The sequence below is a fragment of the Methylobacter sp. BlB1 genome (assembly GCF_015476545.1).
In the GTDB taxonomy this organism is placed as follows: domain Bacteria; phylum Pseudomonadota; class Gammaproteobacteria; order Methylococcales; family Methylomonadaceae; genus Methylobacter.
Window position 1 is genome coordinate 1 of sequence record NZ_JADMKV010000010.1, and the last position, 18,972, is coordinate 18,972.

Consider the following 18,972-nt stretch of genomic DNA (forward strand, 5'->3'; position numbering starts at 1 on the left):
CGATGGTGCCTACGTTTACGTGTGGCTTAGTACGTGTAAATTTTTCTTTGGCCATTTTAATACGCCTTTAACAATCAATATTACAACTGGAGCCCATAACCGGATTTGAACCGGTGACCTCTTCCTTACCAAGGAAGTGCTCTACCTCCTGAGCTATATGGGCCTAATACAGAAAATTTGGAGCGGGTGATGGGAATCGAACCCACGTGATCAGCTTGGAAGGCTGGAGTTCTACCATTGAACTACACCCGCAGATTTCTTTTAATTGATGATGGTGGAGGGGGGAGGATTCGAACCTCCGAAGGTAGAACCGGCAGATTTACAGTCTGATCCCTTTGGCCGCTCGGGAACCCCTCCGATATCGGATAAGTCAACTATTATCTTGGAACAATGACAACTTGTCAACTTTTTTATTTGGAAATTTTATTTTTCACTGGCACACCCAGCACATTAGGCGTGCAATTTATTCATCACAGCCGCGACGTCACCAGCCACCAACTTATCCATACACGCAATCCCTGCGTCAATGGCTGAATTAATTAACTCCCACTCACTCTTTGAAGGAGATCCCAGCACATAGTCAGCAACAACCTTCCCTACACCTGGCCGACCAATACCTATCCTTAATCTACAAAAGTCTCTTGAGCCCAGATGCGCAATAATATCCTTTAAACCATTATGCCCTGCATGCCCGCCACCCTTTTTCAGCTTGACGATACCCGCATCAAGATCCAGTTCATCATGAACAACCAAAATCTCTTCCGGCATTATTTTATAATAACGCACAATCTTACCAACAGATTGCCCACTACGATTCATGAAGGTTTCAGGCTTTAAAAGCATCACCTTCCCCATCGAAGCATTATACTCAGAGAGCACCCCTTGAAATCTGGGATCACTCACCCAAACACAGCCGAATTTAGATGCCAGTTCATCCAAAAATAAAAACCCGGCATTATGCCGGGTTTTTTCATATTGTCGCCCAGGATTACCCAGCCCAACTACAAGTTTAATCACCCGCTGTTTTTAAGCTTCTGATGATTCTTCAGCACTACCTCTTGAAGCCATCATAGACACCACAGGCAAATCATGCTCAGGCCCGTGCGACAATACCACAATTTCCACTCCAGCCGGCAGAACTAAGTCAGAGAGATGAATCGACTCACCAATATCCAAATTAGCCAAATTTACTTCAATATATTCTGGCAGAGCAGAAGGCAAGCATGTAACCTCCACATCAACCATAGAGTGAGTAGCAACCCCACCCTTTTTGCCGCCTATGGAAGTATCTTCATTGATAAAATGCAAAGGCACATGCACCTTAAGAACCTCTGACATACTCACACGCTGAAAATCCAAATGGAGAACCTGAACCTTAGCAGGATGACGCTGAACACCTTTCAAAATGGCTTTTTCTGTTTTTCCATCAACAGTAACATCAAGAACATGAGAGTAAACCGCCTCATGCGCCAAATGCTTAACAACTTCATTGTGACTCAACAACAGCATTTGAGGCTCACCATGCCCACCGTATATCACCGCAGGAACCTTACCTTGACGACGCACGCTTCTTGCTGCGCTTTTACCTGATTGCCCACGACTTTCGGCAACAAACTCAAATACGTTAGACATCTTTCCTCTCAACTCCGTGCCTTCAAGCACACACATTAAATTATATCAATCGACATAAAGTGAACTAACTGATTCACCTACTGCTATACGCCTTATAGTCTCAGCCAACATTTCAGCAACACTCAATTGCCTTATCTTACCCAAGCTGATCGCTTCTTGACTTAATGGTATAGTATCGGTAACAACCAGCTCATCAAGTTCCGAACCATAGAGGTTTTTCATGGCCTTACCTGAAAGCACAGCATGCGTGCAGTAAGCAACCACCTTTATCGCCCCATGCTTTTTTAGCGCATCCGCTGCATGACATAAAGTGCCCGCAGTATCAACCAAGTCATCAATCAATACACAGGTGCGCCCATTAACATCACCAATAATATGCATAACCTCTGCAACGTTAGCCTTTGGCCTGCGCTTATCAATGATTGCAAGATCAGCATCATCCAATCGTTTAGCAAGGGCACGCGCCCTAACTACACCACCCACATCCGGCGAGACAACAATCAGATCTTTATATTTCTGCCGCCACACATCACCGAGAAGAATTGGCGACGAATACACATTATCAACTGGTATGTCAAAAAAACCTTGGATCTGATCAGCATGCAAATCAACAGTCAACACCCTGTTGGCGCCCGCCTGTTCGATCATCCTGGCAACCAACTTCGCACTGATAGGCACCCGAGCCGATCGCGATCTTCTATCCTGCCTAGCATAACCATAATATGGCATGACAGCAGTAATCCGTGACGCTGACGCCCTTTTAAGCGCATCAATCATCACAAGCAATTCCATTAAGTTTTCATTTGTAGGCGAACAGGTCGGCTGAATAACAAAAACATCCTTACCCCGGACGTTCTCCTCTATTTCTACCGCAACCTCACCATCGCTAAATCTACCGACAGTCGCCATACCAAGGCGCATATTGAGCTTTCTTACTATACCTTCAGACAAAGCCAGGTTAGCATTTCCAGAAAACACCATCATAGAGGTGTCACTCATTCAAGCACTCCCAAACTGAATTTAACTTAGTGGAGGTAAATGGCTGGGCCGCAAGGATTCGAACCTTGGTATGCGGGGATCAAAACCCCGTGCCTTACCGCTTGGCGACGGCCCAATAATCAAGATGTATACTTACCAAACTTCAGCTTTGAAAACAGTGGTGATTCATTAACTCCCTTAGCCAGATAAGCCTGCCACTTATCTTTAAGCGACTTATAGGCATAAACTGCAGTATCTTCCGAATCAAATTGCGCAAAAATACAAGCACCTGTTCCGGTCAGCCTTGCCTCAGAAAAATCAGACAAATCAACCAAAGCATCTTTAACAGACTGGTAACGCTCACGAACCACACCAAGACAATCATTTTGATGCTGGCCCGCTATAAAGTCGCCTATTGTGATTGATTTACTATTTCTTGTCAAATCTTTTGCTGAAAATATTTCTTTTGTATTCACATGACAATCAGGCTTAATAATCACAACCCATTGTTCTGGAATATCTATTTTTTCAAGTTTTTCACCGACACCTTCTGCCCAGGAGGAATAGCCATACACAAATATCGGAACATCCGCCCCCAAAGCCAGACCTAACGTCATCAACTTCTCAGTTGTCAAACCTAGGCTCCACAATTCATTCAGCACCACTAAAGTAGTAGCAGCGTCAGAGCTTCCTCCACCCAAACCGCCACCCATAGGCAAGTTCTTCTCCACCTCAATGCACACTCCATGAGTGCATCCGGTCTCTGCCTTCAATAAATTTGCTGCCTTAATGGTTAAATCATCTAACTCGGGAACACCGGGAATAGCTTTATGCAAACTGACTCGCCCATCCTCAACCGGGCGAAAGGTTATCCAATCACATAGATCCACAAATTGAAATACAGTTTGTAACAGATGATAGCCATCTTCTCTTTGACCAGTAATACGTAACATCAAATTTAATTTTGCCGGCGCCGGCCATTTCTCCATCCATGCGGACTGCTTATTTTGCTTTTGCGACATCTAAATCCCAACGATCTACGATTAACTTTAATTTGACTTGATCATTTGTTACTGTGATTTTACGCGGCATAATCTCACCTTCTGCGCGCTGCATTTCTTTGTATTCGCTATGCCATCCCGCCTGCCTGAAACCGTCACCAACTTCTTCAAATTCCCGGGAAGGCTCGGGCAACCCCACAACCCAGTACCGAAGCGAATGCACAGGCACAAAGATACCTAACTGTTGATTAATAAATTCTTCCGACCTTGCTGAAGATTCTACTTTTCCATCTCCGCGATCAACAGTCACAAAATCGTTCACCAGCCGGATAAGCATGGCGCCCTGCCCCAACGGTCCAGATAGTTTTATTTTTTCTTCGCCAGGCTCATGCTCCCAACTTATATTTGCGGTCCAGGAATCGTTATGCCCTGAAACAGCCAAACGCCCATCAAAAGCCCACTGTTTCAACTTATAAAGATGAGCTCTTCCAGCCTTCGAGTAATACCCGCCAGGCTCAACTGGAACAACGGAACAGGCCGACATTAATAGGGACAAACAACCACAAATAAAAAGCTTTGCTTTAAAACGTGACACAACTATTCCGCAGTGTTTAGTACTCTTTGTTGAAAATCCAATAGATCTTCATCTTCCGGGGCATCTTTAATGGCTTTAGTAAATATTTTTCTCGCTTCAGATTTTCTATTTAAAGCCCACAAAACCTCGGCAAGATGCGCCGCTATTTCACCTTCCTGCCTTTTTGCATAGGCCTTCTGAAGGTAAAACAAGGCTTGCTCAGTATTTCCTAGCTTAAATTGCAACCATCCATAACTATCCATAATAACTGCCTCGTCCGGCTGCAGCCTAAGCGCTTTCTCCAGATATTTTTCAGCTTCAGCGTAACGATCAGTTTTTTCCGCCAAGGTATATCCTAAAGCATTTAGCGCTTCGGCATTATCAGGATCTTCAGCCAGTATTTTTTTTAGATCGACTTCCAATATATCCAATCTGTTGAGGCGCTCAGCCATCAATGCCCGGGTATATAACAATTCTTTCTGCTCAGGCATATCGGCCAACGCATTTGTTAATAGATTAAACGCTTGCTCATATTGCTTTTGTTGATTATACAGCTCGGCCTGAATCAGAATGAGCCGCAGCTTCTGTTTTGGAAACTGACTCCGCAAACTGTTGAGCCTGGAATTAGCTTCATCAAATTGATTATCTTTTGCAAGCAATGAAATCGCGGAAATCTCTGCATCGAGAACAAAAGGCCCATCCTTTACCTTATCAAACCAAGCCATAGCCTTTTTCGTGTTCTTGCGTTTTTCTTCTATCTTACCCAGATAAAAGCTAGCTTGGGATTGCCACTCCGGCTGCTCCAGCAATTTTTTTAAAATATCCTCAGCCTTATTATCTCTACTTAACTGCAAATGCACCAATGCCAAGGCGAACTGGCTTTCAGCATCATTTGGATTAGCAGAAATTATGCCCTGATAAACTTCACCGGCCTCTTCATATTTTTCTGCTTTTATTAAAACCTGCGCCAATAATTTTTTAATTTTATCATTTTCCGGATACTTGGCGGCCGCCTTCTCCAGCAATTTTGCCGCAGTATTCAGATCGCCTGAAGACGCCGAGATCTGAGCCTGAAAAATCTGCGCCTTATCCCAATCAGGCTGCACATCCAAAGCTTGCTGTATTTTCGTTTTAGCCAAATCAGTATTTTTCATCTGCATGGCCAACAATGACTGTACAAAATAGACCTCAGCCTGATTTTGATGACGCAGAGATAACGCATCCAACACATCATACAAGAAAGAGACCTTATTTTCCTTTTCCAGCGCAACCGCCAATTCCAGCATTGAATTCTCAAAACCGGCAGGATCAATTATCAGCAATTTATCCATATGCTCAACGGCAACTTGTTTATCACCCGCTCTTAAAGCCGATAATGCAGCAATTTTTCTGGCTGTTATATTATTGGAATCTTGAGACAACCATAGGGAAACAGCCTCGTTTGTCTTATTGCTGTCTTTCATATACATAGCGATTTTTGCAGCTCTCTCAGCAAATCGCGGATCCTTGGTACGCTTGGCAGCTTCCATATAACCTTCCAGCGCAATCTCATATTGCCCTCTTTGCCCAGCAAGTTCTGCCGCCAATAACATATACATCACATCAGGATCGATCTCCGTTTTTATACTGCCGGACTGAGCTTCTCCCTTTGTTTGGGATATTTTGACAGGCTCAACAGACTCCTCCTGCGAATTAAGCTTATCCTGCGAACCAGCACAGCCATTAAGCAAGACCAGAGTTAGCACTGAAATCAATCTAAAAATCACCACGCAATCGTCCTATTTATCACTCACTAGATATAAGTTAATAGATTATCAGAAAAATCAGCTGATTCAGACAGTTGATTTATTCGATTTGGATAAAGCCGTTATATTTCTTTAGAATAAGCCCTCATAATATACTTTGAATTTACCTGAAAGCCATCTGGTCTCAGTAATTGTGTATAGCTGTGGACGTGTTGGCTACAGCAAAGTTCCTGATCGACTGTGTCGATGCCAAGATAAAAAATCACTGTATAAAAATATTATTATAGTACTCTAGAACACATAAACTCTTAACCATCGATACCATGACACTTCTTGCAGTAGGGATTAATTACAATACCGCCCCGGTTTCCATCCGGGAGCGCCTGGCATTCCCTGCCGAAATTCTGGAATCATCGCTACAGGAATTATGGCACCTGAAAGAAATCAGTGAAGCCGCGATTCTTTCAACCTGTAACAGGACCGAGTTTTACTGCAAAACATCCACGGCAAACAAGCAGATTCTGATCGATTGGGTTGCCGAAAGCAGAAATATCGACCCGGCAGAGCTTACGCCTTACCTGTATTGCCATACTGACAGCCAACTGATCCGCCATATGTTTCGGGTCGCATGCGGCCTGGATTCAATGATACTAGGCGAACCGCAAATTCTCGGACAGATGAAAACGGCTTATCAGGCAGCCTATGAAGCAGGAACTTTAGGAAAACAGTTAGGCAAACTTTTCCAATACACATTTTCAGCAGCCAAGAAAGTCCGCACAGATACGGCTATCGGCTCTAGCCCGGTATCGGTGGCCTTCGCAGCTGTCCAGCTGGCACAGCAAATCTTTGACAAACTCAGCGAACAAACTGCCTTGCTGATCGGCGCCGGCGAAACCATCGAATTGGCAGCCCGTCATCTATCACAACAGGGCATAGGCCGCATTATTGTCGCTAATCGCACATACGATAAAGCCCATACTTTAGCTTCCCAGTTCAACGGTTATGCTATCGCCTTATCCGAACTGCCCACTCATCTGGCTGAAGCCGACATTGTCATCTCATCAACGGCCAGCCAGTTGCCGATCCTTGGTAAAGGCAGTGTCGAAAGCGCGATCAAGAAACGCAAACATAAGCCCGTGTTCATGGTAGATCTGGCCGTTCCGCGCGATATCGAAGCTGAAGTAGAGCAGCTCAGAGATGTATATCTTTATACGATTGATGATCTGCAGAACACTATAGACCAGAACATGAACTCGCGCCGCCAAGCCGCGGAACAGGCCGAAGAAATCATTGACACACAAGTGGGCTATTTTTTAGCCTGGTTACGCTCGCAAGGCGCACAGTCAACTATCCGCGACTATCGTCATCAAGCTGAACAAGTGCGCGATGAAGCTCTGCAAAAAGCATTGGCATTGCTAAAGAACGGCACCTCACCTGAAGAAACTTTGAGCCGGCTTGCTTACAGCCTGACCAATAAACTGATACATACGCCCAGCATTCAAATCAGAGAAGCCGGCGAGAACGAAAGACATGATCTGGTTGCCGCTGCCCGCGAAATTTTTAAATTAAAACAGACTCAATGAAACCATCCATACAACATAAACTCGAAAATTTGTGCGAACGCTACGATGAAATCGCGGCGCTGCTCTCCGACCCGGAAGTTCAAGGCAATCAAAATAAATTTCGTTCACTGAGCCAGGAGTATGCCCAAATCAACCCGATCGTTGATTGCTACAAGCGCTATCAAAAAGCGCTGGACGCGCTGGCTTCCGCCGAGGAAATGGCCAACGACAGTGATCCGGAACTGCGCGAAATGGCCAAGGAAGAGGTTATTGAAGCGGAAAATCAGATAGAAGCGCTGGAACATGAACTGCAAATTCTATTGCTGCCTAAAGATCCCAACGATAACCGCAACATTTTTCTGGAAGTCCGGGCAGGAACCGGCGGTGATGAAGCGGCCATTTTCTCGGGCGATCTGGCGCGCATGTACCAACGCTTTGCTGAAAGGAAAGGCTGGAGAACCGAAATCATCAGCGAGAGTCCCGGCGATCACGGCGGCTACAAGGAAGTCATTCTGCGCGTTTCCGGGCAGGACGTTTACTCCCAGCTAAAATTCGAATCCGGCGCGCACCGTGTACAACGGGTGCCTGAAACCGAATCGCAAGGCCGTATTCATACCTCCGCCTGTACTATCGCTGTCATGCCCGAAGTCGAGGAAATTGATGCTTTTGACATCAATCCGGCCGACCTGCGAGTCGACACGTACCGTGCATCAGGCGCCGGCGGCCAGCACGTTAACCGTACCGAATCAGCAATTCGTATCACCCACATCCCAACCGGTGTCGTAGTCGAATGCCAGGATGAACGTTCGCAACACAAAAACCGCGCCCGAGCCATGTCTTTGCTGCAATCGCGTCTTTTAGCCGCCGAACAGGAAAAACACCACGCCGAACAGGCAGCGACTCGAAAGCTGCAAGTCGGCAGCGGCGACCGCTCCGAGCGCATCCGCACTTATAACTATCCGCAAGGCCGGCTAACTGACCACAGGATCAATCTGACCCTCTATAAACTTGAAGACATCATGGAAGGAGGCCTTGAGCAGGTCATCCAGCCGCTGATCAGTGAGCACCAGGCGGAATTACTGACTCAACTGGGCGAAGAGTAGGCCGGATGCACAGCATCAAATCCGCGCTGGCTGATGCAGTCGACGCGCTGGCATCCATCTCCGACTCCGCGTTGCTGGATGCCGAGGTTTTATTGTGTCATGCCCTTCAAAAAGAACGCTCTTATCTGCGAACCTGGCCCGATAAACTGCTAGATCCTGAACAGCTGGAACAATTCTGGACATCGATTGAAAAACGACGAAAAGGCATGCCTGTTGCCTATCTTATCGGCCGCCGGGAATTCTGGTCGCGCGATTTCCACGTCTCGCCGGACGTGCTGATCCCGCGCCCGGACACCGAACTGCTCGTAGAGCTTGGATTGGAGCTCATACCGCCTAATAAACCCTTCAAACTTATAGACCTGGGAACCGGCTCCGGCATTATCGCCGTCACACTGGCCGCCGAGCGCCCTCATGCTCAAGTCATAGCAACCGATTTCAGTCCGGCAGCGCTAAAAATAGCCGAGCATAATGCCCAACAACACCACATCACCAACATCCGCTTTTACCAGAGCGACTGGTTTAACAATGTACCCAACATCCAATTCGATCTGGTGATCAGCAATCCACCTTATATTGCCGAAGACGATAGCCATCTACAGGAAGGTGATGTCCGGTTTGAACCGCAAACCGCCCTGGTCGCCGCCCAGCAAGGGCTCAGAGATATAAAGATTATAGCGGACGGGGCGCGTGGCCGCTTGAAACCTCAAGGGCATTTACTGATCGAACATGGCTACAACCAGCAACATCAGATACAAACAATCTTTAAAGGCTTGGGCTATGATAAGGTGCAAACCTATCAGGATTTGTCAGGGCAACCGCGCGTCACCTACGGCCAATGGAATAAATAAGCCCGCCGATTTTAACTTTTACTTTACTCATCTTATGATGCAAGAAGAAATCCATATTCCACGCAAAATCACCAACCAGTTACTGCATCTCGCGCAGCAATCCCCCGACCAGGAAGTCTGCGGTCTTATCGGCAGTAAAAATGGCCTGCCGATTCGCTGCTATCCGATCAACAACATTGCAGAACGGCCTGGACAGCGTTTTCAACTGGATCCATCGCAACAAATCGCCGCCATGGCCGCTATGCGCGATCAGGGCGAAGCGCTTTTCGCCATTTATCATTCGCACCCAAGCGCGCCGGCCCAACCGTCAGCTATTGACTTGGAATGGGCCGCTTACCCGGACGCGCTGTATCTGATTATTTCATTAAACACGAAAGGCATTCTGGAAATGCGCGGCTTCAGGATAGAACAGCAATCTGCCAGAGAAATCGCGCTGGCGTTGAGCGAAGACTAAACCTTGCTCAATCCCGGTTTTGCCGTTGATATTGGCAGCAGTAGCCTTTCATGCCAAGGTTCAAAAGCGGTCAACCGGCTTCCGGCCAATTGAACCGATGCTGAAATGTGCCGGGCATGACTGTTAAAGTACAGATGCCCGGCACATTTCATAAGACAGAGCTTATTTCAACTTATCCTTCAGCATTTTATTCACTTCGCCGGGATTGGCCTTGCCCTGCATCTCTTTCATGACCTGACCGACAAAAAAGCCGAACACTTTGTCTTTACCGCTACGATATTGCTCAACCTGCTCCGGGTTATTGGCGATGATCTTGTCGATAATGGCTTCTATCGCGCCAGTGTCGGTAATTTGCTTTAAGCCCTTGGCTTCGATAATCTCATCGGCTGAAGCCGTGCCTTGCCACATCTCCTCAAACACCTGCTTGGCGATTTTTCCCGAAATCGTGTTGTCGCTGATGCGCGCCAGCAATCCCGCCAAACGTTCGTGGCTAACCGGCGAATCAGTGATTTCCAATCCAGACCGGTTAAGCGCGGCTGAGAGATCGCCCGTTACCCAATTGGCACAAATTCTTGCTTCACAAGCTGATTCTTTCACCACAGCCTCAAAATAATCGGCCAATGGGCGCGATGAAGTCAGTATTGCGGTGCTTTCATCATCCAATCCGTATTGATCCTTGAAGCGCTGCTTTTTCGCATCCGGCAATTCGGGCATTGTCGCTTTTACTTGTGCTTTAAACGCCTCATCGACAACCACGGGCAACAGGTCCGGATCGGGGAAATACCGGTAATCGTTGGCCTCTTCCTTGCTGCGCATTGAGCGGGTCTGATCCTTATCTGCATCATAAAGCCGTGTTTCCTGAACTACCTCGCCACCGCTCTCGATCAGATCGATCTGGCGCTCAATTTCATAGTTGATAGCCTTCTCGACGAACCTGAACGAGTTGATATTCTTGATTTCGGCACGCGTGCCGAACGCTTGCTGGCCTTTGGGCCGCACCGACACGTTGGCATCGCAGCGGAATGAACCTTCCTGCATATTGCCGTCGCAAATGCCCAGGTAACGCACCAGCTCATGCAGTTTTCTCATGTAGGCGACCGCTTCTTTCGCCGAACGCATATCCGGCTCGGACACGATCTCCAGCAGCGGCGTACCGGCACGGTTTAAGTCGATACCGGTCAAGCCATGAAAATCCTCGTGCAGCGATTTACCGGCGTCTTCTTCAAGATGCGCGCGCGTCACGCCGACGCGTTTTTTGACGCCATCCACGTCAATATCCAGATGCCCAAGGCCTACGATGGGCAACTCAAACTGACTGATTTGATAGCCCTTAGGTAAGTCCGGATAAAAATAGTTTTTTCTGGCGAAAACCGAATACGGCGCAACTTCCGCTTCAATAGCCAGGCCGAACAGTACCGCCATGCGTACGGCTTCCTCGTTCAGAACCGGCAGAACACCGGGCAGACCCAGATCGACCGCGCAAGCCTGCGTATTAGGCTCTGCGCCGTAAGCTGTCGAGGCGCCGGAAAAAATTTTAGATTTTGTGGCGAGTTGCGTATGAATTTCCAACCCGATCACTGCTTCCCATTCCATGATTTTCCCCTTTACTCAAAACCTTTAGGACTTTGTTGATGCCAATCGGTAACCTGCTGATATTGATGAGCAATATTCAACAACCGGTGTTCCGCAAAATAATTGCCGATGATCTGCAGGCCCACCGGTTTACCACCGACGACTCCGGCTGGCATGGACATGGCCGGCAATCCGGCGAGGTTGATGGCAATGGTATAGATATCGGATAAATACATCTCGATTGGATTGCCGATTTTCTCGCCTATGCCGAAAGCGGCAGACGGCGCCACCGGCCCCATGATCACATCGACTTCCGACAAGGCCTTTTTAAAGTCATCACTGATTAAGCGGCGAACTTTCTGAGCCTTAATATAGTAGGCGTCATAATAGCCGGCCGATAGCGCATAGGTTCCCATCAGAATCCGGCGTTTGACTTCCTTGCCGAAGCCTTCGCCACGTGAGCGCGTATAGAGATCCGTTAGATCTTCCGGATTGGCGCAACGGTAGCCGTAGCGTACACCATCAAAGCGGGACAGGTTGGCTGAACATTCGGCCGACGCGATAACGTAATAAGCCGGAATGGCCAGCTTCAGATTAGGCATCGAAACTTCCTTGATATGCGCGCCCAATTTCCGGTATTCATTGACGGCGGCTTCAATAACGGCGGCAACGTCGCTGTTGAGCCCGGCGCCGAAGAACTCTTTCGGCAGCCCGATTTTGAGTCCTTCGATAGGATTACTCAGCCCCGCGCGATAATCAGGCACCGGCAGATCGACACTGGTTGAATCCCGCTCATCGAACCCTGCCATCACCTGCAGCATGATGGCCGCATCTTCGGCGCTACGCGCCATGGGGCCGCCTTGATCCAGGCTGGACGCATAAGCGATCATGCCGTAACGCGACACGCGCCCGTAAGTCGGCTTCAACCCCGTAATGCCGCAATGCGAGGCTGGCTGGCGAATTGACCCGCCCGTATCCGTTCCAGTCGCGCAGACGGCCAGTCCCGCCGCCACGGCCGCGGCCGAACCGCCTGACGAACCGCCTGGAATAGCATTGTGATCCCAAGGGTTTCTGACCGCGCCGTAATAACTGGTTTCGTTTGACGAGCCCATGGCGAATTCGTCCATATTGAGCTTGCCCAGCATCACGGACCCGGCCTGGTTGAATTTCTCCACGACGGTGGCGTTATAGGGCGCGATGAAGTTATCGAGTATTTTAGAGCCGCAAGTGGTTTTCACGCCTTGCGTGCAAAAAATGTCTTTCTGTGCGATAGGTATGCCGGTCAGCAGTGTCGCATCGCCTTTGGCGATTCTGTCATCGGCGGCCTTAGCCTCCTGGAGGGCTAAATCTTCGGTGACTGTAATATAACAATTAAGCGAGCTGTGTTGTTTGATCCGGTTCAAAAACGCCTGAGTCAGTTCGACACTTGAAAATTCGCCTGAACGCAGGCCTTTAGCTAAATCTGTAATTGACTTATTGTGCATGACTATTCCCTTATTCAATGACTTTCGGCACTAGATAAAGTCCCGCTTCAACTTGTGGCGCAATGGCCTGGAACTGCTCGCGGTTGTTCCGTTCCGTAACGGTATCCGGCCTTAATCTTTGCACCTGATCCATCGGATGAGCCATTGGAATGACGTCATCGGTATTCAGTTCGCTCATCTGCGTCATTAAATCCAGCATGCGGGATAAGTCCTTTGCGTAAGATTCAATGTCCGATTCATCAATACCCAAGCGCGCTAAATGCGCAATTTTCTTCACATCATCAGTCGTCAAAGACACTATCAACTCCTCAAAATTTCAGAGATTTTGTATAATTATAAATATGATACTTTATATCTTGCTCAAATACCCGCTTGATTGATAAAGTAGTACAATTTTATTCCCCACAAAGGACACAGGTAAAAAATGTTCTTCAAAAGAATTCGCGGCCTTTTTTCTAATGACCTTTCGATTGACTTGGGTACCGCCAACACATTGATTTATATTCCCGGCCAGGGGATTGTGCTTAATGAACCGTCAGTTGTCGCCATCAAAGAAGACAAAGTCCGTGGCTCTAAAACCATCGCCGCGGTTGGCGCTGACGCAAAGCGCATGCTAGGACGCACCCCTGGCAATATCACGGCCATCCGTCCTTTGAAAGACGGTGTAATCGCCGATTTTGCCGTCACGGAAAGAATGCTCAGATTTTTTATCGAAAAAGTCCACCAAAGCAAACTGTTGCGTCCTAGTCCGCGCATTTTGATCTGCGTGCCTTGTGGGTCAACCCAGGTTGAACGTCGCGCCATTCGGGAATCTGCGGCCATGGCCGGTGCGCGTGAGGTTTACTTGATAGAAGAACCCATGTCTGCAGCGATCGGTGCAGGCCTCCCGGTCGATGAGGCATCGGGGTCGATGGTTCTCGATATCGGCGGCGGCACTTCCGAGGTGGCCGTCATCTCCATAAACGGTATCGTCTATTCCAACTCTGTCCGTATCGGGGGCGACCGTTTTGATGAAGCCATCATTAATTATGTGCGCAGAAACTACGGCACGCTAATCGGCGAATCCACAGCAGAGAGAATAAAATTTGAAATCGGCACGGCTTATCCCGGCAGTGAAGTCAAGGAAATAGAAGTAAAGGGACGTAATCTGGCAGAAGGCGTGCCGCGCAGTTTCGCCCTGAACAGCAACGAAATACTGGAAGCACTGCAGGAACCGCTGTCGGGCATCGTCGGAGCAGTCAAAGTGGCCTTGGAGCAGACTCCGCCCGAATTGGGAGCCGATGTCGCCAACCGTGGTATTTATTTGACCGGGGGCGGTGCCTTGCTAAAGGACATTGATCGGCTGCTGGCTGAAGAAACAGGCTTGCCTGTGTTTATTGCCGACGACCCCTTGACTTGTGTTGCCAGAGGCGGCGGCATGGTTCTGGAAATGCTGGATAAAAAAGGAGTCTCAACCTTTTCATTAGAATAATGATGCATAGCCTTTAATCGCTTATTCTGGCAGATGCCGGGACGCACGCCGCCCGGCCGCTTCTTTTTAACTGATAAGATGACTGCACGGATGCAGGAGGTAGAGCAGCGCTAGGAGCAATTGCCGAGGAAATCCGCCATCAAACTTTTATTTGCCACCGGTCCATCGATCAATACCCGCCTGCTAGTGGCAGTAATCGCCTCTATCGCCCTGCTAGCGACGGAACAGACCAGCATCCGACTGGACCCGCTTCGCGCCACATTATCGTTTTTTATCGACCCAATAAAATATCTGGTCAATTTGCCTTCCACGCTGATCGAGCAGACTTCCGACTCTATCAGCTCTTACACCGCCTTAAAAAAAGAAAATGAAAGATTGCGCGAAGAGCAACTTATCCAACAAACCCGACTACTGAAATTTGCTGCGCTGGAAAAAGAAAATATCCGACTACGCGCACTGCTGGAGAACTCATTCAAACTCGGCGAACAGGTGCTGGTTGCAGAATTGCTGTCGATCAACATGGATCCTTATGAACACATTGTGCAAGTCAACAAAGGGACTCGCTTCGGCGTTCACCCTCAGCAGCCCGTGCTTGACGCCAACGGCGTTGTCGGACAGGTCATTCGGAGCCTGCCGCTCAGCTCTGAGATCATGTTGATTACCGATCCGAATCATGCCATTCCGGTTCAGGTAAATCGAAACGGCTTGCTGACCATTGCAGTCGGTAGCGGCCAAATGAACCGGCTTAATCTGCCCTATTTGCCGAACAATGCCGATATCCAACCTGGCGACTTATTGATTACATCCGGTTTGGGCGGCACTTTTCCGCAAGGCTACCCTGTCGCGGTTGTGGATGAATTTACACCGGAGCCCAATAAACCTTTCGCCAGCATTACCGCGACACCTAAAGCCATGCTGAACCGAAACAGGGAACTGATGATTGTCTGGAGCAATACCACGCCCATTCCTTTAACCTCACCACAAAAAGCGAACGACAAGAAAACCGAGACACCTGCCGATGAATAACTACTATGGCTTTGGCCGAATCATTTTGACCATAGTCTTGGCGATGTGCTTAAGAATTGCCCCCATGCCGGACATGATGGCGGCCATTAATCCCGACTGGGTGCTGCTGTCTCTCATCTATTGGTCGCTTGCCGTGCCGGAGCGAGTCGGCATATTCCATGCCTGGGCTTTTGGTTTGCTTACCGATGTGTTGATGGGCAAGTTATTCGGCCAATATGCATTGGCTTATTCGCTAGTTATTTATCTTTGCCTCAAGCTTCATAAGCGGCTGCGCCAATACCCTTTGATTCAACAGGGGCTGTTTATCTTTTTCTGCCTGTTGTTATCCCAATTGCTGCTGTTCTGGATAAAAAATCTCCAGCACCCTTCCCAGCTTCATCCATCCTTCTGGCTTCCCGTTATTACTGGCACATTATGCTGGCCTTTGGTTTATACAATGCTACGCTTTATCCGTCTGTCACGACGCGCTAAGTAAAACAATTCGCTGCTGTCATGTCCCGCACATATATTATTAAAGATAACTCAGTAGAGAATCGCCTGTTCCTCAACCGCATCATCGTCGCATTCGTTATCATCTTACTATTAACTTCCGCCCTGATTGTCCGACTGGTCTATCTGCAAATTGTCGGTCATGAGCATTATTCAAGCCTGGCAAAAGACAACAGCATCAAAATCAAGCCTTTAGTACCAACTCGAGGCATGATTTATGATCGCAATGGAAAGATTCTGGCCGAGAACATGCCTTCTTATAGCCTTGAGCTAATCCCTGAACAGATCAAAGACCTCAATGACACATTGAAGCGCTTACAGAAACTGCTCAATATCCCCGACGAAAAAATCCAGCAGTACCATAAGCAGCGCAAACGGGAAAAACGCTTCGCCAGCACCCCGCTGCTGATGAACATGACCGAAGAAGAGCTTGCCAAGTTTGCCGTCGCCCGTCCTTTTTTCCCCGGCGTTGATATTCAGGTTCATCTGGCCCGGCATTATCCCTATGCCGAGTTGGCCTCTCATGTGGTCGGCTATGTGGGGCGCATCAACGAAACCGAACTCAAGACATTGCCGGTGGCTGAATATCAGGGCTCAAGCCATATCGGCAAAATAGGCATTGAAAGCAGCTATGAAGCTCAACTTCACGGCAAAACAGGGTATGCGGAAATCGAAACCAACGCCCAGGCGCGAGCCATCCGAACGGTCAATGCCGTGGAGCCGACACCCGGCGCCAATCTCTACCTTACACTGGATATTGATCTCCAGAAAACCGCCTACGACGCGCTGGACATCTATAACGGCGCCGTTGTTGCGATTGATGTTAAAACGGGCGGCGTACTGGTATTCGCCAGCCGTCCCGGCTTCGATCCCAATCCGTTCGTTGTCGGCATAAGCAATGACGCCTATCAGGCGCTGAATTCATCCGAGAACCGGCCGCTCTACAATCGCGCACTGCGCGGTCTGTATCCGCCCGGCTCGACACTGAAGCCATTTGTCGGTCTGGCAGGGCTTGAATATAACGCAATAGGCACGCAGCACAGAATTTTCTGTCCGGGCTTTTATCAGCTGCCTGGCGTCAGCCACCGCTACCGGGACTGGAAAAAGTGGGGCCACGGCTCTGTTAATTTAAACGATGCCATCATGCAGTCTTGCGACGTCTATTTTTATAGCCTAGCTTCTGCTTTAGGCATAGATAACATGCATGATTTTTTGCAGCAGTTCGGCTTTGGCGAGAAAACCGGCATCGATCTGGTCGGGGAGAAAGCGGGCTTGATGCCATCTCGTGAGTGGAAACGCCGACAGAGAAATCAATCCTGGTATCCTGGGGAAACGATAATCACCGGCATCGGCCAGGGTTTTACCCAAGTAACGCCATTGCAGCTTGCCAGAGCCATGGCGACACTGGCCAATAAAGGCAATATTGTCACACCGTTTCTGGTGGACAAAATCGTCAATGCCGATAGCACGACGCATGGCCCCGAGACCCATAAAGGCACCCTGCCGGTTAAGCAGGAAAACATCAATAGTATTCTCACCGCCATGGTCAACGTGGTCCATGGCGAACGCGGGACAGCCAAGATCATCGGCAGGAACATTAATTATCAAATTGGCGGAAAAACGGGGACCGCGCAGGTTTTCAATATTAAACAGGACGCCAAATACAACGAAAATGAAATCGAATTCAAACTGCGCGATCACGCGTTGTTTATTGCTTTTGCACCGGCCGATGATCCCAAGATTGCAGTGGCGGTCATTGCTGAAAACGGCGGTCATGGCGGCTCGGTCGCAGCGCCTATCGCCGGAAAAGTCATTAAGCAATATTTAGAGAGCGACAATGAGAACTGAAACCCGCAGAGAACAATTCGAACCGCCTTCAGCTTTAGGCAATCTGCTCAGAAAACTGCACATCGATGTGCCCTTGTTTATCGCGCTTTTCCTCGCGGCAATGGTCAGTTTCGTGATTCTTTACAGCGCTGGCAGCCAGGAAATGGGCATACTGATACGCCAGGCGGCTCGGGTCGGACTGGCCTTTGGCTTGATGACATTACTGGCTCATGTCAATCCTTATCAGTTTAAGCGTTATTCGGCCGTGCTGTTTAGCCTGGGCATCTTGCTGCTCATCGCCGTACTGATCATGGGACAGATCGGTAAAGGCGCGCAGCGCTGGCTGGACCTGGGCTTTTTTCGCTTCCAGCCGTCGGAAATGATCAAAATCACGACGCCCATGATGATTGCCTGGTATCTGTCCGAGCACTCACTGCCTCCTAAATGGAAACAACTCTGCATAGCCGCCGTTCTGATCGTGGTCCCGACTTTATTGATTGCCAAACAACCGGATCTGGGGACGGCTCTGCTGGTAGCCAGTTCTGGCGCCGGCGTGCTGTTTTTTGCCGGTCTTTCCTGGCTTTTCATCCTGGCTATTATTGCTATATTAGCTTCTCTGGCGCCTATCGTCTGGCACCTGATGCACGACTATCAACGCGACCGGGTACTGACTTTCCTAAATCCCGAAGCCGATCCGATGGGCAGAGGCTATCATATTATTCAATCGAAAATAGCTATCGGCTCGGGCGGCATCTACGGCAAGGGCTGGCTGGGCAGTACACAGTCGGAACTGGATTTCCTGCCGGAAAGTTCGACTGACTTTATTTTTGCCGTATTTGCCGAGGAATTCGGTCTTTTCGGCTGCGTGGGTCTACTGATACTGTACCTGCTCATTATTGGCCGCTGCCTGTACATCGCCTCGCAGGCTCAAGATACCTACAGCCGATTACTGGCCGGCAGTCTGTCCTTCACTTTTTTCGTGTACGTGTTCGTCAACATTGGCATGGTCATAGGCATTCTGCCTGTCGTAGGCGTTCCGTTACCGTTAATCAGTTACGGCGGCACCTCAATAGTGACCCTGCTGGCCGGATTCGGTATCCTGATGTCCATTCATACGCATAGAAAACTTTTGCCAAACTGATGAAATTGAAAAATATGCTAGGCCGCTTTCTGCTAAGCGGCCTCTGTTTAACTGCCGCCTCATGC

The 18,972-nt window shown here is 48.7% G+C and carries 18 protein-coding genes and 4 tRNA genes; 9 read left to right on the forward strand and 13 right to left on the reverse strand.

The features are described 5' to 3' along the window. Window positions 1-87: 87 nt before the first annotated feature. From IT781_RS05720 to IT781_RS05765, 10 genes are all read right to left on the reverse strand, one after another. Window positions 88-163: transfer RNA gene (locus IT781_RS05720), tRNA-Thr, on the reverse strand. 15 nt (window positions 164-178) lie between these two features. After that, a tRNA-Gly gene (locus IT781_RS05725) sits at window positions 179-252 on the reverse strand. A 20-nt stretch (window positions 253-272) separates the two neighbouring features. After that, a tRNA-Tyr gene (locus IT781_RS05730) sits at window positions 273-357 on the reverse strand. Window positions 358-450: 93 nt separating this feature from the next. Further along, a complete protein-coding gene (gene pth / locus IT781_RS05735; protein ID WP_194969184.1) occupies window positions 451-1,017 on the reverse strand; it encodes an aminoacyl-tRNA hydrolase in 567 nt (188 codons plus the stop codon). Window positions 1,018-1,026: 9 nt separating this feature from the next. Then, window positions 1,027-1,632, reverse strand: coding sequence for a 50S ribosomal protein L25/general stress protein Ctc (locus IT781_RS05740; protein WP_194969185.1), 606 nt, complete (start codon window positions 1,630-1,632; stop codon window positions 1,027-1,029). Window positions 1,633-1,677: 45 nt separating this feature from the next. After that, complete coding sequence (locus IT781_RS05745) at window positions 1,678-2,616, reverse strand: ribose-phosphate diphosphokinase (protein ID WP_348532246.1); 939 nt, start codon at window positions 2,614-2,616, stop codon at window positions 1,678-1,680. A 55-nt stretch (window positions 2,617-2,671) separates the two neighbouring features. Further along, window positions 2,672-2,746, reverse strand: a tRNA-Gln gene (locus IT781_RS05750). Between the two features lie 4 nt (window positions 2,747-2,750). Continuing rightward, the gene (gene ispE / locus IT781_RS05755; protein WP_194969187.1) at window positions 2,751-3,632 is read right to left on the reverse strand and encodes a 4-(cytidine 5'-diphospho)-2-C-methyl-D-erythritol kinase; all 882 of its coding nucleotides are present in this window, start codon (window positions 3,630-3,632) and stop codon (window positions 2,751-2,753) included. Beyond that, window positions 3,613-4,206 (reverse strand): lipoprotein insertase outer membrane protein LolB, encoded by a 594-nt coding sequence (lolB, locus tag IT781_RS05760; protein ID WP_194969188.1) that lies wholly within the window; start codon window positions 4,204-4,206, stop codon window positions 3,613-3,615. The genes ispE and lolB overlap by 20 nt, the downstream gene beginning before the upstream one ends. A gap of 2 nt (window positions 4,207-4,208) precedes the next feature. Next, a complete protein-coding gene (locus tag IT781_RS05765) occupies window positions 4,209-5,954 on the reverse strand; it encodes a tetratricopeptide repeat protein (protein ID WP_194969189.1) in 1,746 nt (581 codons plus the stop codon). A gap of 299 nt (window positions 5,955-6,253) precedes the next feature. Here IT781_RS05765 and hemA point away from each other — a divergent pair, with 299 nt between their 5' ends. The 4 genes from hemA to IT781_RS05785 are packed head-to-tail and all read left to right on the forward strand — an operon-like array spanning window position 6,254 to window position 9,897. Next, window positions 6,254-7,513 (forward strand): glutamyl-tRNA reductase, encoded by a 1,260-nt coding sequence (gene hemA, locus IT781_RS05770; protein ID WP_194969190.1) that lies wholly within the window; start codon window positions 6,254-6,256, stop codon window positions 7,511-7,513. Next, window positions 7,510-8,595: a peptide chain release factor 1 gene (gene prfA / locus IT781_RS05775; protein ID WP_194969191.1), complete on the forward strand. Its 1,086-nt coding sequence runs from the start codon at window positions 7,510-7,512 to the stop codon at window positions 8,593-8,595. The genes hemA and prfA overlap by 4 nt, the downstream gene beginning before the upstream one ends. A gap of 5 nt (window positions 8,596-8,600) precedes the next feature. Beyond that, window positions 8,601-9,443, forward strand: coding sequence for a peptide chain release factor N(5)-glutamine methyltransferase (gene prmC / locus IT781_RS05780; RefSeq protein WP_194969192.1), 843 nt, complete (start codon window positions 8,601-8,603; stop codon window positions 9,441-9,443). 34 nt (window positions 9,444-9,477) lie between these two features. Further along, complete coding sequence (locus IT781_RS05785) at window positions 9,478-9,897, forward strand: Mov34/MPN/PAD-1 family protein (RefSeq protein ID WP_194969193.1); 420 nt, start codon at window positions 9,478-9,480, stop codon at window positions 9,895-9,897. A 162-nt stretch (window positions 9,898-10,059) separates the two neighbouring features. Here IT781_RS05785 and gatB read toward each other — a convergent pair whose 3' ends face one another. From gatB to gatC, 3 genes are read right to left on the reverse strand one after another with little or no spacing between them, the layout of a single operon-like run. Further along, window positions 10,060-11,490 (reverse strand): Asp-tRNA(Asn)/Glu-tRNA(Gln) amidotransferase subunit GatB, encoded by a 1,431-nt coding sequence (gene gatB, locus IT781_RS05790; protein WP_194969194.1) that lies wholly within the window; start codon window positions 11,488-11,490, stop codon window positions 10,060-10,062. Between the two features lie 11 nt (window positions 11,491-11,501). Next, window positions 11,502-12,953, reverse strand: coding sequence for an Asp-tRNA(Asn)/Glu-tRNA(Gln) amidotransferase subunit GatA (gene gatA / locus IT781_RS05795; RefSeq protein WP_194969195.1), 1,452 nt, complete (start codon window positions 12,951-12,953; stop codon window positions 11,502-11,504). Between the two features lie 10 nt (window positions 12,954-12,963). Then, window positions 12,964-13,251, reverse strand: coding sequence for an Asp-tRNA(Asn)/Glu-tRNA(Gln) amidotransferase subunit GatC (gatC, locus tag IT781_RS05800; protein ID WP_194969196.1), 288 nt, complete (start codon window positions 13,249-13,251; stop codon window positions 12,964-12,966). A gap of 126 nt (window positions 13,252-13,377) precedes the next feature. Here gatC and IT781_RS05805 point away from each other — a divergent pair, with 126 nt between their 5' ends. From IT781_RS05805 to rodA, 5 genes are all read left to right on the forward strand, one after another. Then, on the forward strand, window positions 13,378-14,424 hold the full coding sequence (locus IT781_RS05805) for a rod shape-determining protein (RefSeq protein ID WP_194969197.1): 1,047 nt from the start codon (window positions 13,378-13,380) through the stop codon (window positions 14,422-14,424). Window positions 14,425-14,544: 120 nt separating this feature from the next. Further along, a complete protein-coding gene (gene mreC / locus IT781_RS05810) occupies window positions 14,545-15,450 on the forward strand; it encodes a rod shape-determining protein MreC (RefSeq protein ID WP_255528658.1) in 906 nt (301 codons plus the stop codon). Continuing rightward, entirely contained in the window at window positions 15,443-15,925 is a 483-nt protein-coding gene (mreD, locus tag IT781_RS05815; protein WP_194969198.1) for a rod shape-determining protein MreD, read from the forward strand. Before mreC ends, mreD begins: the two co-directional genes overlap by 8 nt. 17 nt (window positions 15,926-15,942) lie before the next feature. Then, a complete protein-coding gene (gene mrdA, locus IT781_RS05820) occupies window positions 15,943-17,787 on the forward strand; it encodes a penicillin-binding protein 2 (RefSeq protein WP_194969199.1) in 1,845 nt (614 codons plus the stop codon). Beyond that, a complete protein-coding gene (gene rodA / locus IT781_RS05825) occupies window positions 17,777-18,907 on the forward strand; it encodes a rod shape-determining protein RodA (RefSeq protein ID WP_194969200.1) in 1,131 nt (376 codons plus the stop codon). The genes mrdA and rodA overlap by 11 nt, the downstream gene beginning before the upstream one ends. The last annotated feature ends 65 nt before the right edge of the window (window positions 18,908-18,972 follow it).